Annotated in this window: 10 protein-coding genes and 1 pseudogene; 7 read left to right on the top strand and 4 right to left on the bottom strand. The window is 69.5% G+C overall.

Going from position 1 to position 14,651, the window contains the following annotated elements; genetic code table 11:
* Window positions 1-38 precede the first annotated feature (38 nt).
* The 3 genes from ACIBK3_RS15495 to ACIBK3_RS15485 are packed head-to-tail and all read left to right on the top strand — an operon-like array spanning window position 39 to window position 3,669.
* Window positions 39-1,385 (top strand): flavin-containing monooxygenase, encoded by a 1,347-nt coding sequence (locus tag ACIBK3_RS15495; RefSeq protein ID WP_399365766.1) that lies wholly within the window; start codon window positions 39-41, stop codon window positions 1,383-1,385.
* Entirely contained in the window at window positions 1,382-2,260 is an 879-nt protein-coding gene (locus tag ACIBK3_RS15490; protein WP_399365764.1) for an SDR family NAD(P)-dependent oxidoreductase, read from the top strand. The genes ACIBK3_RS15495 and ACIBK3_RS15490 overlap by 4 nt, the downstream gene beginning before the upstream one ends.
* Entirely contained in the window at window positions 2,257-3,669 is a 1,413-nt protein-coding gene (locus tag ACIBK3_RS15485; RefSeq protein WP_399365762.1) for an aldehyde dehydrogenase family protein, read from the top strand. The genes ACIBK3_RS15490 and ACIBK3_RS15485 overlap by 4 nt, the downstream gene beginning before the upstream one ends.
* 19 nt (window positions 3,670-3,688) lie before the next feature.
* Here the strand turns inward: ACIBK3_RS15485 and ACIBK3_RS15480 are convergent, their stop codons facing one another.
* A complete protein-coding gene (locus ACIBK3_RS15480) occupies window positions 3,689-4,774 on the bottom strand; it encodes an AraC family transcriptional regulator (RefSeq protein WP_399365760.1) in 1,086 nt (361 codons plus the stop codon).
* Window positions 4,775-4,991: 217 nt separating this feature from the next.
* Between ACIBK3_RS15480 and ACIBK3_RS15475 the strand changes: the two genes are divergently transcribed.
* The 3 genes and pseudogenes from ACIBK3_RS15475 to ACIBK3_RS15465 all read left to right on the top strand — a co-directional run bounded on the left by ACIBK3_RS15475 (window position 4,992) and on the right by ACIBK3_RS15465 (window position 7,940).
* Window positions 4,992-6,236 (top strand): MFS transporter, encoded by a 1,245-nt coding sequence (locus tag ACIBK3_RS15475; RefSeq protein WP_399365758.1) that lies wholly within the window; start codon window positions 4,992-4,994, stop codon window positions 6,234-6,236.
* A gap of 696 nt (window positions 6,237-6,932) precedes the next feature.
* Window positions 6,933-7,136: pseudogene (locus tag ACIBK3_RS15470) on the top strand (Tat pathway signal sequence domain protein); the annotation flags it as partial.
* Window positions 7,137-7,223: 87 nt separating this feature from the next.
* Window positions 7,224-7,940, top strand: a complete 717-nt coding sequence (locus tag ACIBK3_RS15465; RefSeq protein ID WP_399365756.1) for a hypothetical protein — start codon at window positions 7,224-7,226, stop codon at window positions 7,938-7,940.
* A gap of 69 nt (window positions 7,941-8,009) precedes the next feature.
* On the opposite strand, the gene ACIBK3_RS15460 is transcribed toward ACIBK3_RS15465, so the two are convergent.
* On the bottom strand, window positions 8,010-8,954 hold the full coding sequence (locus tag ACIBK3_RS15460) for an expansin EXLX1 family cellulose-binding protein (RefSeq protein WP_399365754.1): 945 nt from the start codon (window positions 8,952-8,954) through the stop codon (window positions 8,010-8,012).
* Between the two features lie 403 nt (window positions 8,955-9,357).
* Between ACIBK3_RS15460 and ACIBK3_RS15455 the strand changes: the two genes are divergently transcribed.
* Window positions 9,358-11,004 carry a glycoside hydrolase family 27 protein gene (locus ACIBK3_RS15455; RefSeq protein ID WP_399365752.1) on the top strand — a complete coding sequence of 549 codons (1,647 nt, stop codon included), beginning with the start codon at window positions 9,358-9,360 and terminating at the stop codon, window positions 11,002-11,004.
* Between the two features lie 111 nt (window positions 11,005-11,115).
* On the opposite strand, the gene ACIBK3_RS15450 is transcribed toward ACIBK3_RS15455, so the two are convergent.
* Both ACIBK3_RS15450 and ACIBK3_RS15445 read right to left on the bottom strand, forming a co-directional pair.
* Window positions 11,116-12,882, bottom strand: a complete 1,767-nt coding sequence (locus ACIBK3_RS15450) for a cellulase family glycosylhydrolase (RefSeq protein ID WP_399365750.1) — start codon at window positions 12,880-12,882, stop codon at window positions 11,116-11,118.
* Between the two features lie 240 nt (window positions 12,883-13,122).
* The gene (locus ACIBK3_RS15445) at window positions 13,123-14,637 is read right to left on the bottom strand and encodes a glycoside hydrolase family 43 protein (protein WP_399365748.1); all 1,515 of its coding nucleotides are present in this window, start codon (window positions 14,635-14,637) and stop codon (window positions 13,123-13,125) included.
* Window positions 14,638-14,651: the final 14 nt, after the last annotated feature.

Here is a 14,651-nt window from a genome sequence, read left to right as displayed (position 1 = left end):
TTGCACACCCCGGAGCGAGATGATGAGGAGACAGGCCCGTGGAGGAAAGCCAGTTCGACACGTGCGTGATCGGGGCGGGACCCGCCGGGCTGGCGGTCGCCAGGGCCCTGGCGGAGCGGAATCTGCCCTACACGCATCTTGAGCGGCACACCGGCCCCGGCGGTATCTGGGACATCGACAATCCCGGCAGCCCGATGTACGAGTCGGCCCATTTCATCTCCAGCAGGACCCTGTCGGGTTTCGGCGGTTTCCCGATGCCCGAGCACTTCGCCGACTACCCGCCGCACCGGCAGATCCTGTCGTACCTGAGGTCCTTCGCCGACGCCTACGGGTTGACGGACCGGATCGAGTGCGGCGTCGAGGTCGACGGCGTCGAGAAGAACGCGGACGGCACCTGGACGGTCACGCGGGCCGACGGGCGGCAAAGCGCGCACGGTCAGGTCGTCGTGTGTACGGGCTCGCAGTGGCACCCCAACATCCCCCGGCTTCCAGGGGAGTTCACCGGAGAGATCCGGCACACCGTCGGCTACCGCGGCGTGGAGGAGTTGCGCGGCAAGCGGGTCCTGGTCGTGGGTGCGGGGAACTCCGGCTGCGACATCGCCTGCGACGCGGCCCGGACCGCGGACCACGCGGTGATCAGCATGCGGCGCGGGTACTGGTTCATCCCCAAGCATCTGTTCGGCCGGCCGGTGGACACCATCGCCAACAGTGGGCCGCACCTGCCGATGTGGCTGGCACAGCGGGTCTTCGGTGGCCTCCTCAGGATCATCAACGGTGATCCGACACGGCTTGGGCTCCCGAAGCCGGACCACAAGCTGTTCGAGACCCACCCGGCCATCAACTCGATGCTGATCCATCACCTTCAGCACGGCGACATCACCGCCAGGCCCGGCATCGCCCGGGCCGAGGGCAGGACCGTGCACTTCACCGACGGCACGAGCGACGACTTCGATCTCATTCTGCTGGCCACGGGTTACGTCCACAAAGTGCCGGTCGCCCAGCGGTACTTCGGCGACGAGCAGCACCCGGATCTGTACCTCTCGTCGTTCTCGCGCGAGCACGAGGGACTGTTCGGCGTCGGCTTCGTGGAGACCAACTCCGGTGCGTACCAGCTCTTCGACTCCCAGGCGCAGCTGATCGCCGGGTACCTCCACGACGCCCGGCACCGGCTGCCCAGCGCGGAGCGGTTCGCCCGCATGATCCGCGCCGACCGCCCGGATCTGTCCGGTGGGCTGAAGTTCGTCGACTCGCCTCGCCACACCGGATACGTCGACAGCGGCGCCTTCGTGAAGTACCTGGGCAAAGTCGCCGGCGAGATGGGCTGGCGCACCGAGGGCCGGCCGCCGCGGGCACGGTCCCTGCGACCCGCGGAGGCGACGGCATGAGCGTGTTCGACTTCACCGACAGGGTCATGCTGGTGACCGGCGGCGCGGGTGGCATCGGCAGTGCGCTGTGCCGTCGCTTCGGCTCCGGCGGCGCCCGCTGCGTCGTCGTCGACATCGATGAGACCCGTGCCAAGAACGTGGCCGCGGAGCTGCCCGGCGCCGGGCACACGGGCATCGGCTGTGACCTGATGGACCGTGCCCAGGTGGAGCGGTTGTTCGAGCGGGTCGCGGACGCCTACGGCCGTCTCGACGTGCTCGTCAACAACGTCGGTATGACCAGCGCCGAACGCTTCGACGTCCGCAGCGTGGAGAGCATCGAGCGGGAGATCACTCTCAACCTGACCTCCCCGCTGGTCGCCACCCGGCTCGCGATCCCCCTGCTGAAGGCCTCGGGGGATCCCCGGGTGGTCACCACCGTCTCCCTCGGCGGGATCTTCCCGCTGGGCGAGACCCCGATCTACACGGCGTCCAAGTTCGGGCTCCGGGGCGCGATGCTCGCCATCGGGCTCGATCTCAGGAGCAAGGGCATCCTGGCCGGCTCGGTGCTGCCGTCAGCGACGGATACCCGGATGCTGCGACAGGAAGCCGTGGACGGCGGGAACTCCATGCAGTTCCAGGACCCGCCGCAGCAGCCCGCCGACGTCGTCGCGGCCGCGGTGAGCCTGCTGGACAAGCCCCGTCTGGAGGCCTACCCCCGGCCCGGTGAGGCCCGCCTGGTGCGCTTCGCGATGCTCATGCCGAACCTGCTGCCCAGCATCTTCCCGCTGTTCCGCAAGCGCGGTGACCGTGGCATGGCGCGCTATCTGGAGGACCTCCGCCGACGCGGACTGGCCCGCCGGACCGACGGGCGCTGGGAACTGGTGGAGGAAGCATGACCAGGAATGAGGTGCTGCACGTCGTCAACCCCGCCACCGGGGAGCCGATCACCACCCTGCCCGCCGCGAGCGCCGACGACGTGGCCAAGGCCGCCGAGCGCGCCCGGCAAGTCCACGAGGCAGGGGTGTGGTCTCGGCTGCCGATCCGCGAACGGAGCGCGGTACTGCTGCGGCTGGCCGATCTGATGGAGCGCGACGCCGAGATCCTCGCCCGGCTGGACAGCGAGGACGCGGGCAAGCCGATCACGGAGTGCCGTACGGGCGACGTACCGGGCGCGATCGAGTCGATCCGCTGGTTCGCCGAGGCGGCCGACAAGGTTTTCGGCCGCCTCGCGCCGAGCGGGCCCGACGGTCTCGGTCTCATGAGCCGTGAACCGGTCGGGGTGGTCGCGGCGATCCTGCCGTGGAACTACCCGCTGGCCATGACCGCATGGAAGGTCGGACCGGCCCTGGCGTCGGGCAACTGCCTGCTGGTCAAGCCGGCCGAGGCGACCCCGCGCTCGGCGCTGCACCTGGCCGCACTCGCCGCGGAGGCCGGCCTGCCCGACGGGGTGCTCACGGTGCTGCCCGGGTACGGGCAGGAAGCCGGCGCGGCCCTCGCGCATGACCCCCTCGTGGGGGCGCTCTCCTTCACGGGTTCCACCGAGACCGGCCGTCGCGTCCTCAAGGACGCCGCCGACAGCAACTTCAAGCGCGTCTCGCTGGAGATGGGGGGCAAGAGCCCGCAGATACTGATGGCCGACGCGCTCTCCTACGGCGACGAGCTGATCGACAACATGATCGAGGCCGCGTTCCTGACCATGGGGCAGAACTGCACGGCGGGCTCCCGGGTCCTGGTCCACCACAGCATCGCCGGGGAGGTCCTCGAGCGGTTCACGTCGGCGGCGGAGAAACTCGTCATCGGTGATCCGGCCGACCCGCGCACCCAGTTGGGGCCGCTCATCAACCACGCCGCATTCGACCGGGTCGCCGGAGCCGTGGAGACCGCACGGGCCGGCGGCGCCCGGATCCATACCGGGGGACTGCCCCACGGGCTGCCTCCCCGAGGCGCCTACTACCCGCCCACTGTGATCACCCGCGCCCCCGACGGCAGCGACGTCCTCGCCCGGGAACTGTTCGGCCCCGTGGTCACCGTCCAGACCTTCACCTCGGAGGACGAGGCGGTACGCAGGGCGAACGACACCGAGTACGGACTGGCGGCCTCGGTCTGGACCCGTGAACTGGACACCGCGCTGCGGCTGGCACGCGGCATCGAGGCCGGTGTCGTCTCCGTCAACGCCTACAGCGAGGGTGACATCACCACTCCCTTCGGCGGCTGGAAGCAGTCCGGATTCGGTGGAGCGGAGAAGTCGACCAACGCCTTCCACCAGTGGACCCGCGAGAAGACGGTCTGGATCCGCACCCGCTGACCGAGCAGGCGCCGACATGTCATCGTGCGGCCGGCCTCGCGTCCCGGAGCAGTTGCTCGCGCAGGTGGACGGGGGAGGTGCCGTGCCAGCGGCGTACCGCGCGGCGCAGCGCCCGTTCGTCGGAGAATCCCGCGCGGCGGGCGATGTCGCGCAGCGTCAGTTCCGGCCGCAGGAGCAGGTGCTCGACGCGTTCGCGGCGTACCCCCTCGACGAGTGCCTCGTACGTCGTGCCGCAGTCGGCCAGACGGCGGCGAAGTGTCCGCTCGCTCGTCGCATGCCGTCGTGCCTGATCACTGAAGGAAAGGACCACCGGGAGGCTCTGCGCGACGGAGATCTCCAGCACCTCCAGCAGGTCCTGCCGGCCGCGGCCGGAAGCCATCTGCGCGTCGAGCATCTCCAGCGTCGACGCGTAGGTCACGGGATCCCGGCCGGGCATCCGGGCGCCGGCCCATGCCGGAGCGATCACGAGCCGGTTGGCCGGGGCGCCGAAGCGGACCGGACAGCCGAACAGTGCGTCGTACGGTTGGCTGCGGCGAGGTGACCGACGGGCGAGCTCCACGCCTCTGGGCGCGAAGTCCCGGCCGATGGCCAGCCGGGACAGCGTGACCACGGAGGCGAACCCCTCCTCGACGAGGAATGAGGCCACGGCCGGTTCGATCGCGGGATCGGGGAGGTCGGCCCGCAGGACGAAGGCGTCGTCCTGCTCGCCCACACCGGCTGACCACACCACCATCGCCCCGGACAGGTTCTGGTACTTCACCCCGGTCTCGATGGCGTGCCGCAGCGTGTCGTCGGCCATCAGGGCGAACCCGAGCAGCCCCCACGCGGTCAGGTGCTGCGCCGAGCCGACCTTCAGTCCCAGGTGCTCGTCCCCGGTGAGTTCCACCGCACGGCGGATCACCGCACTGCCCTGCCGGTACGACACCCGCAGCGCGGCCGAGCGCATGACCGACTCGTCCAGTCCGACCTGCTTGAGAAAGGGACGCAGATCGATGCCGCGCCTGTCGGCGACCATGACGAGATAGCGGAGGATGTTCGGCTGGATCGTCGCCGACGTACTGCGGCTGGTCCCGGAAGGATCCGCCTGGCCGGGGGCAAGGGACATCGCACTCACCTTCTCCTGGGAGACCACCGTAAGCGGACTGGCAGAACCGGCAGAGACCCTGGCCCCCGAAGTCCCCTGTACGGCCTCTGGCGTCCTGCGCTCGCCGTCCGCCCCTGGCTACGGTCTTGGAAACCCGCAGCACATCCGACCCACCGGCCCCCGGCCCACAGCGGAGCCGGCCCTCCTGGCGTACCCGAATGAAGGCGCGAAAGCACTCATGTCCGTTACCGTTCCAGGCCGGGCGAACGCCCGGCGCCCGGACTCCAGGACCGGCGCCCGAAGGGCCGCGCTCCTCGCGTTCGCCGCTCAAGGTGTGTCCGTCGCCGCCGTGTACACCACCGTCCCCGCCGTCACCGAACACCTCGGACTGGCGGCGCTCCTGACGACCACGGTGATGGTCGCGGTGGCACTGATGGCGGGGGGTGGCAGCTTCCTGGGGCTGGCCGCGATCCGCCGCGCCGGTCCGGCCGCCACGATGCGCGGGGCCATACTGACGGCCGTCGCCGCGCTGCTGCTGATCGGGTGGGCCCCGGACGAGGCAACCGTCATCTGCGCGTACCTTCTCTTCGGGCTCGCCGTCGGCGCTCTCGACGTCGGGGTCAACACCCGGGCCGCGGCGATCGAACGCGCCTGCGGACGCAGCATCTTCGGCTCCTTCTACATGGCGTGGAGCGTGGGTGGTGTGATCGCGGCCCTGCTCACCGCCGGGGTGGCCCGGCTGGAGTGGTCCGTGGGCGACGGACTGACGATCCAGGCAGGCATCGTCCTGCTCCTGGCCGCCTGCATACGCACGCACGACCTCCCCGCCTCCGAGGCGCCGCCGGACACTCTTGTCCAGCCGCCGCCGGTGCGGCGCCTGTGGGTCCGGCTCCTCCCGTTCGGTCTGGTCCTCCTCGTCGTCTACGTCGTCGACTCCACCGTCTCGGCCTGGTCGGCGGTGTACTTGCGGCAGACCCTCGCCGCGTCCCTCACCGTCGCGCCGCTGGCGTACGCCGTCTATCAGGCCGGCACCGTCACCGGCCGCGCCTCCACCGACCGGCTCGTGCAGAGGTTCGGAGTGGCCGCCGTCATCCGCACCGCGAGCCTGCTGGTCGCGGGCGGCCTGGCCGGCATGGCCGCCGCGCCGAGCTGGCCGTTCGCCGCTCTTGCGGCCGGGGCGGTGGGGCTGGGAACGTCCGTCCTGGCTCCGCTGTGCCTGGCTTCCGCCGCACGGCTGTTCCCGGCTGCCTCGGAGGCGGTCCTGGCGCGCCTGAACCTCTTCAACTACTTCGGCGTCGTCACCGGCGGCGCCGTCAGCGGCCTCCTCGGATCCACCGGCCAGTTCCGTCTCGCCTACGCGGCACCGGCGGTCCTGGCGGTTCTTCTCCTGGCGGCCGCGCGCCACTTCACCCAGCCCGCAAGCCCCGCCCGTACGGAGTACGTCCCTTCCGTCGATCGGGCGGCTCCCCGACCACGCGACTGAGCGTTTGCCGTCCTGGGTACTTCCGGATCTGGAACCCGGGTAGGCCCGCCCGTCGCGGCCCCACAATCGCGACAGTTCGGCGTACCGGGGCGCGTTCGAGGCGGGGCGCCAGGTACGGGATCCCGCACGCCCGTCAGTTGCACGACTCCTGCGGCGAACGCCCGGGCCTGGCACCGGAGTCGGCGGCCGAGCACTGACACGGGCAGTGTTCGCCTGTGAGGCGGCAGTGTTCAGCCGCACCGCGGCGGGCGCGAGCCGGTGCAGGAATCCGATCTTCTCGTCGAGGGTGAGCCGCGGCGGAAGGTCGTCGATGCGCTTCGCGAAAGGCGGCTGCGGATCGCGGAAAAGTGGTGGTGTGTACGGCCTGTGTGCGGACAGGTGGGATCTCGTGAGATGTGTCAGCGGGGGAACTTCGAAGCGCTTCGATACTCGCTGGAGACATTGATGAGAGGCGACAGATCCACGTCGCTATATCAAGCGGGGCCCCTGAAGGACCCCATCTTGCGCCTCCGGGGAATCTTGGCAGCGACCCTTGTGCGCCTATGGGTGTTCACTTAACCTCACAGCAACATCGAAGCGCTTCGACTGCGAACGCGTCGCAGTGAATGTCCGATTCAGCTCAGCCAGTTCCCGTCACGACACCGCAGCCGACGGCCCACCGCCGGGTGTCCTGGCGCGCCATGAAGGGTTGACGCAATGACGCCGAACGTTGCCTCCACCTCCTCTGGACCCAGCCGGGGATGCTTCCTCGCCCCCGCTGCGGTAGCCAGCGCAGCGGTGGCCGGCGGGATGCCGCTGCTCACCGCCTGTGGCGGGTCGGACAGCGGGTCACGCGAGGGCACCATCTCGGGCAAGGCCGCCGACAAACTGCTCCCCACGTACGTCGCCGGCACGGTCGCCTAGCCGGACCTTCCGTCCTCAGCCAGGGGGCGTGGCAGCACCCCCAGTAGTACCCCCACAATTCCCCCCACCCGTGGAAGGGACACCATGGCAAAAAGCGCGATACGCAAGGTCAGCATGGCAGTGCTGGCGCCGGCGATGGCTCTCGGTGCCACCGTCGGCCTCGCCTCCGCCCCCGCTTCGGCAGCAGTCTGGAACACCTGCGACCAGTACGGCGGCACCAGCCTGGACGGCTACAAGCTCTACAACAACATCTGGGGATCCGGCGCCGGCAGCCAGTGCGTCTGGGCCAACTCCGGGACCAGCTGGGGTGTCTGGGCCAACCACCCCAACACCGGCGGCATCAAGTCCTACCCCAACTCAACGAAAGCGATCAACAAGACGATCGACTCGCTCGGCTGGCTCACCAGCAACTACAACGTCAGCGTCCCGTCGTCCGGCGCGTACAACACGTCGTACGACATCTGGGACAACGACCACCAGTACGAGATCATGCTCTGGGTCAACTACAACGGGGCCGTCGGCCCGATCGGCTCCTATCAGGCCAATGTCACGCTCGGCGGCCACAATTGGAACGTCTACAAGGGCACCAACGGGTCCAACCAGGTGTTCTCGTTCCTGCGGACCTCCGACTCCAACTCCGGCACCGTGGACGTCAAGCCGGTCCTCAACTGGATCGCCTACACCAAGGGCTGGATGCCCGGCAACGAGATCATCGGTGACGTGCAGTTCGGCTATGAGATCACCTCGTCGTCCGGCGGACTCGACTTCATCACCAACAACCTGACCGTCAGCGGCGGCTGACTCGACATCAGGGCCGAGGTCGGTGGTCCGCGTCCTTCCTCAGGCGCGGTCGACCTCGGCCCGCAGCGATCAGTGCCGGGCGAACTGGACCTGGGTGGGTTGCACGACGTCCGGCCGCACGGCGATTCCGGTGATGGTCAGCTGTTCGCCGTAGATGTCGGTGAGTCTGACAGCGCTGCCGCACCCGCGGCCGTCCGCGGAGATGAAGTAGTTGTAGCCGGTGCGGGGCAGTTGCCGCCAGCCGCCGGTGGTGTGGATGTCCAGCCTGGCGACCGGGTTGCGGTGGCCGATCGCCTGGATGGCGCACCAGTACGGGCTGGAGCCGGTCTTGTACCGCATGGAGATCGTGCCGGAGGTGCTGGGGCTCACCAGGCTCCAGCTGATGGGTATCCGGCCGACCTTGAGGTCGGCGAGTTTGGCGAATGCCTGTTGGCTGAGGTCGAGTTGCCCGGGTGCGCAGGGCAGGGGGCATTCGTTGGTGATCCGTACGGTGATGGATCTGCCGTTGGCCGCGCGGACGAGCACGTAGGCGCCGCACGCCTTGGACGTCTCGTAGTCGGTGGTGTTCATGGCCGCGATCATGAGGTCGGGGCTGGGGCCGAACAGACAGGCGCCGTTTCCGTCACCGGCCTCGTAGGCGGTGGCGACGCCCTGGTAGGTCGTGTGCGGCTGAAGCCGTCCTGCCTGCGAGGTCGTCGTGGGCTTTCGCTGGGGCCGCGGGGTGTGAGTGGGCGACGGCCGTGCTGACCTGGTGGTCGCGGCAACTGTCGGCGTGGGGGAGCCGGTCCGGCTCGCCGTCACGGTCGGGGTGGCTGTCGCGCCGGCAGCGGTGGCCTTCACCCGGGTGGAGGCGAGGGGCGTGGCTGCGGCAGGCTCCGCATCGGCGTCGCGGTCGGGGAGCAACGCCATGACCAGGTAGGCGAGAACGCCCGCGGCGATCAGCGCCGATGTGGCGCCCACCATGAGCCTGCGTCTGTGTCTGCGCTGCCGCGCGGCCTGCCTCGGTGTGTTCATTTCCTGTCCGTTCGCAAGATCGAGCCGATGGTGCACTGCTGAGTGACCGCCGGAAGCACAAAGGTTGCCGACGACTTCTCAAGAGAGGTGTCGTCCGATCAACGGTGACCTGCCGGACGAGCGCCTCGGATGAGAGCTCCTCTCAATTCCGTCTCGCATGATTCGCCAGGAGAACCGAAATATTCGCATTGCTGTACGCCCGCGGGGGTGGCGGAGAGGGGACGCAGAACGGCCGAAGCAGTTGACAAGCAAGGGAACCTCCCTAATATCCGTGGCGTCGGTGGTCCGAAAGCAGACCGAAATGTCGAACAATTCAAACTGTCATGTACGTGACATAGTCCGGCAGTAGTGCAGCAGTCATCCGCTGTCTGGTGTCGGTGCCCACCCCCGAAAGGAGCCCCTGGTGCCCAGAAAATCAGGCAGACGACTGCTCCGTCTCGTCGCGGCGGCCGCGTTGGCGGTCACCGCGTCCGTGACGGCCTCCGCTCACTCCACCGCTTCGGCCGCGCCCGGCAGCCCGGCGCTCACTCCACCGTTGGGCTGGAACAGCTGGAACAGCTTCGGGTGCGGGGTCACCGAGGCGCAGGTCCGTCAGGCCGCCGACGCGATGGTGTCCTCGGGCATGCGGGAGGCCGGCTACCGGTACGTGGTGGTCGACGACTGCTGGTTCGACCCGCAGCGCGACGGGGCGGGCAACCTACGGGCCAATCCGACCAAGTTCCCGAGCGGGATGAAGGCCCTCGGGGACTACATCCACAGCAAGGGCCTCAAGTTCGGCATCTACCAGGTGCCGGGCGAACGCACCTGCGCGCAGACCAGCGGCGCCTATCCCGGGTCGACGGGCAGCAGGGGTCACGAGGCCCAGGACGCCGCCACGTTCGCCTCGTGGGGCGTCGACTACCTGAAGTACGACTGGTGTTCCTCCAGCGGTACCCGTGACGAGCAGGTCACGCGTTTCACGCTCATGCGCGACGCCCTGCGCGCCACCGGGCGGCCGATCGTCTACAGCATCAACCCCAACAGTTTCCACGCCATCACCGGCGCCACGTACAACTGGGGCGAGGTCGCCGACCTGTGGCGGACGACCGAGGACTTGCTCGACATCTGGCAGAACGGCAACACCAACAGTTATCCGATGGGCGTCGGCAACGTCCTGGACGTCACCGCGCCGCTGGCGGCGCAGTCGGGCCCTGGGCACTGGAACGACCCCGACATGCTGGTCGTCGGCCGCCCCGGACTGTCACTGACCGAGTCCCGCTCGCACTTCGCCCTGTGGGCGCTGCTGGGCGCACCGCTCATGGCCGGCAACGACATCCGCACCATGTCCGCCGACGTGAGTGCGATCCTGCGCAACCCCCGTCTGCTGGCGGTGAACCAGGATTCGCTGGGCGCCGGTGGGCGCCGGGTGCGCGACGACGGCGGCACCGAGGTGTTCGCCAAGCCGCTGTCGGACGGTTCGGTCGCGGTGGGCCTGTTCAACCGTGGCGGCGACACGACGACGGTCACCACCTCGGCCGCACAAGTCGGTCTGTCGGGAGGGCAGTTCACCCTCACCGACCTGTGGACCGGTGGCACCTCGAGCACGTCCGGGCAGATCTCGGCGAGTGTCCCCGCGCACGGCGTGGCCGTGTTCCGGGTGAGCGGGGGCAGCCCGCTGGCCGCCACCACCTCGCGGCTGCGCCAGAACGCGTCCGGCCGCTGCCTGGACGTGGACAACGCCTCCACCGCGGCCGGGGCCACAGTACTGATCTGGGACTGTCACACGGCCGCCAACCAGCTGTGGACCACGTGGGCCGGTGGCGAGATCCGTGTCTTCGGCGACAAGTGCCTGGACGCCTACGACCAGGGCACCGCCAACGGCACCCGGGTCATCACGTGGCCCTGCAACGGCCAGGACAACCAGAAGTGGACCGTCGGCTCCGACGGGTCGGTCCGCAACGTCCACGCCGGGCTGTGCCTCGACGCCGACCGGGCCGGCACCGCCAACGGAACCCCGCTGGTCCTGTGGACCTGCAACGGCCAGGCGGGCCAGAAGTGGACCCGCGTGTGAGGGACGTCGCGCACCGGCGGGCAGCTCAGCCGCCCGCCGGTGCCCTCCTCGACGAACCGGGCGGCCGGCGCACTGACCTGCCTGGTCAGCGGCCGCGACCGGAACCTGCGGTCAGGAGACGTGAGTGCCGGTGACCGAGTCTCCGGACTTCTTGACGTGATACATGACCTTTTTGCCGCTGTAGAAGTTGAAGGTCAGTGTCACCAGTTCGCCGTCGCGCAGCGAGTTCAGGAACTCGGGCTTCAGGATGATCGTGCCGTTCGGGTAGTCCGGCGAGAAGCTCACGTTGAACTCCTGGTACGGAGTCCAGTTCTGCGGGCCGGCGTAGCTGCCGTCGCCGTACCTGGCCTCCATGGCTGCCAGCACGTCACCCTTGTACTGCGTGGGGATGGTGAACCCGTCGGTCTTGCCCGTGGCGTCGGACAGCACCGCCTCGTCGTAGGTGACCACCTCGATCTGCCAGGGCAGCCCGCGGGAGAACCGGGCCTGGAGCGTGGCGTTCACGCCGTAGGCGCGGTCGCCCGACAGCCGGGTCAGCGCGCCGGCCGTGAGGATGAGCCGCGTCGTGTCGAAGAGGGTGTAGTCCCGTCCCTCGACGAGCTCGGTCTCGCCGTGCCACAGGCCCCGGAACTTGGTCCCGTTCAGATTCAGGGTGACCCCCTTGGCCGTGATCGGCTCCTTCTTCTCCAAGAAGACCTTGTCGAAGGAGGCCGTTGCCGAACGGGTGGTCCAGCTGGATTTGATCCAGGCGAACAGGGCGGGGTCCGACCACTTCAGGGTCTCCCGGTTCAGGTAGGCCCACGTTCCGGGGTCCCACAGCGCGGTGGTGACACCGACGAGGCGCGCCGCGTATCCGAGGTGCTCGTAGTACTTCAGCGCCTCGCCCCGCTCGACACGGGAGGGATGGTTGTGGTCGGGGTAGCCGAGCAGTCCGACCTCACCGACGTAGACAGGGATGCCCCTGGCGACGAAGGTGTCGCGCATGCGGGCGAAGGCGTCGTTGAGGTCGTTCTGGGCGGCGTCGTCGTACCGGGTGCCGCCCGCGATGTTCACGCTGAACGGGTACCAGCTGTAGTAGTGCACGGTGGCGACCAGGCTGCTGTCGTGCAGCGCCCTGATGGTGGTGTACAGGTCGTCCATGAGGTCCTGGGAGGGGGTGCCGCCCTGTGTGGTCAGGACGAGCAGGCGGCTCTTGTTCCCGCCGCCCGAAGCACGGACGATCTTGTGGAACGAGGTGTTCAGCTCGTTCATGAGCTGGGTCTTCTGTGCGGCCGTGGCGTCGCCGAAGCCCGGTTCGTTGACGCTCTCGAAGAGCAGGGTGCGCGACTCGTTCCGGAACGCGGCGGAGATCTGGGTCCACAGGGCGTCGTAGCGGGCGAGCACGTCGTCGTGGTCGGTGGAGATCTTCGAGATCCACTGCCATGAGTCGTGGTGGACGTTGAGCACGACGTAGAGGTTCTCGGCGAGCGCCCAGTCGACCACCTGCTTGACGCGGCTCATGTACGGGGCGTCGACGGTGTAGGGCGCGGTGGTGGACTGGTGCGCGCTCCAGGTCACCGGGATACGGACGCTGCGGAAGCCCTGCGCCCGGATGGTTGCGAACAGGTCCCTGGTTGCTTTGGGGTTGCCCCAGGACGTCTCGTCCGGGATCGCGTCCAGGGTGTTGCCCAGGTTCCAGCTCGGCTGCATCGCCGCTACGGCGTCCATGGCGCGGGCCGGAACTGTGAGCGTGGAGCTTGCCTGCTGTGCCGTGCCGCCGGGCGCGGCGAGCACGGCGCCGGCGGACAGTCCCAGGATGACGAGCAGCGCCATCAATAGGCCGGCCAGGCGTCCGGGGCCGCGACCGCGGTGGTGTGCGGGTCTTTGTATGTCCTTCATGTCTCATGCCTTTCGGTCGCTCGTACGGTGACGGATCCGTGGTCGGGCAGCGACAGGCGCCACCGCCCGCCGCGTGTGCCGCGACGGGTTCGGCGGGCGATGTGTCGCGTGTCGTTCTCGCGATGCAGGGCCGGACCGCTGAGCCGGGCGGTGAGGACGTGTCAGCCGCCCCTCGTCGCCACATGGCGGAGCGTCCTGTGTCCCTGTCAGGCGAGGGAGGCAGCGGAAAGGGGCCCTGGTTCAGCCGTCGAGGGACTCGTAGTCGAACCAGTCGAAGTGGACGGTGCCCGCCGCGGCGTACATGCCGATGACCCGACCGGTGAAGCCGCCGGCGACCTCGGTCGACAGGTAGCGGCCGTCGAGGCTCGCGAGCTCCGTGAACGTGCCGTCGGGCTGCTCGACGCCGAGGGAGACGACGTCGGGTCCCGTGCACGGACCGTGCGGAGACGGCGGCTGCGTGATCGTGACCGTCAGGACCACCGGTCCGGCGGCTACGGACTGTGCGGCCACGACCGTGCGCAGGGAGCCGACGCGCGCGACCACCCGCACCCGGGTGCCGGACACCTCGATCGCGTAGTGGTGCCGCTCGTCGAGCCGCACGGCGAGACCGCCGCCGCCCTCCGCGGCGTCGACCAGAGTCCGCGCCCGGCACGACAGATGCTGCTGGCGCCGGCCGGTGAACACCACGTCGGGTTCGTCCAGGGAGCCGCCCCGCGCGCGGAGCGTCAGCCATCCGGGGCGCTCCTTGGTGGTGCAGTGTTCGGCGGGTCGGTCGCGCACGGAGATCCAGGACGGTCGCAGTTCGGCGAGCTCGAAGTCGTCCCGGTGCTCCTCGACAGGGCCGGGGGAGAGCGGCCACGGGAGCTCGGGCAGGTCCAGGGCGACCTCGCCGACGACCGGCCAGTCGTCCACCCACGTCACGGGGGCCAGGAAGGTCTCCCGGCCGAGCACGTGCCAGCCCGGCGTGCCGCCGCCCGGCCGGACGCCGAGCAGCACCATCCACCAGGAACCGTCGGGGCCTTGGACCAGGTCGGCGTGTCCGGTGTTCTGGACGGGGTGGTCCGTGCCGCGATGGGTGAGGACCGGGTTGGCCGGGCACGGCTCGAACGGGCCGGCGGGCGTACGGCCGCGGGCGATCGAGACACCGTGGCCGCGCTCGGTGCCGCCCTCGGCGATGAGCAGGTACCAGTACTCGCCGATCCGGTACAGGTGCGGCGCCTCCGGGGCCTTGGCGCCGGGCCCGCCGGACCAGAGCCTGTGCGGTGTTCCGTACGTCTGCCCGGTGGACGGGTCGACACGGACCTGCGAGACCCCGGCGACCGTGCACCAGCAGGTGCCGTCCTCGTCCCAGACCAGGTCGGGATCGATGCCGGGGACACCCGGTGCCCAGATGGGATCCGACCACGGGCCGGCGGGGTCGGTGGCCGTGACGATCAGGTTGCCGCCACCCTCGCTGCAGTTGGTGACGATCAGCCAGAAACGGCCGCCGTGGTGGCGCAGGGTGGGGGCGTAGATCCCGCCGGAGGACGGCATGGAGGCGGGCAGACGCAGTTGGTCCGGCCGGTCCAGGGCGTTGCCGATCTGCGTCCAGTGCACCAGGTCACGGCTGTGGAAGAGGGGCACCCCGGGGAAGTACTCGAAGCTGGAGCAGGCCAGGTAGTAGTCGTCGCCGACGCGGCAGACGCTGGGGTCGGGGTGGAAGCCGGGGATCACGGGGTTGGTGGAGCGTCCGTCCGGCCGGCGCAGAGGGGGCACCGATAGGTCCTCTC

The organism is Streptomyces sp. NPDC050287, assembly GCF_044459385.1.
GTDB lineage: Bacteria > Actinomycetota > Actinomycetes > Streptomycetales > Streptomycetaceae > Streptomyces.
Note: the sequence above shows the minus strand (reverse complement) of the source record. Positions and strands in the feature narration are given on the sequence as shown.

What these genes read in the sequence shown, in the direction of transcription:
- ACIBK3_RS15490 (WP_399365764.1), top strand. Translation starts at nt 1,382, where the DNA reads ATGAGCGTGTTCGACTTCACCGACAGGGTCATGCTGGTGACCGGCGGC.
- ACIBK3_RS15485 (WP_399365762.1), top strand. Translation starts at nt 2,257, where the DNA reads ATGACCAGGAATGAGGTGCTGCACGTCGTCAACCCCGCCACCGGGGAG.
- ACIBK3_RS15480 (WP_399365760.1), bottom strand. Translation starts at nt 4,774, where the DNA reads ATGTCCCTTGCCCCCGGCCAGGCGGATCCTTCCGGGACCAGCCGCAGT.
- ACIBK3_RS15475 (WP_399365758.1), top strand. Translation starts at nt 4,992, where the DNA reads ATGTCCGTTACCGTTCCAGGCCGGGCGAACGCCCGGCGCCCGGACTCC.
- ACIBK3_RS15465 (WP_399365756.1), top strand. Translation starts at nt 7,224, where the DNA reads ATGGCAAAAAGCGCGATACGCAAGGTCAGCATGGCAGTGCTGGCGCCG.
- ACIBK3_RS15460 (WP_399365754.1), bottom strand. Translation starts at nt 8,954, where the DNA reads ATGAACACACCGAGGCAGGCCGCGCGGCAGCGCAGACACAGACGCAGG.
- ACIBK3_RS15450 (WP_399365750.1), bottom strand. Translation starts at nt 12,882, where the DNA reads ATGAAGGACATACAAAGACCCGCACACCACCGCGGTCGCGGCCCCGGA.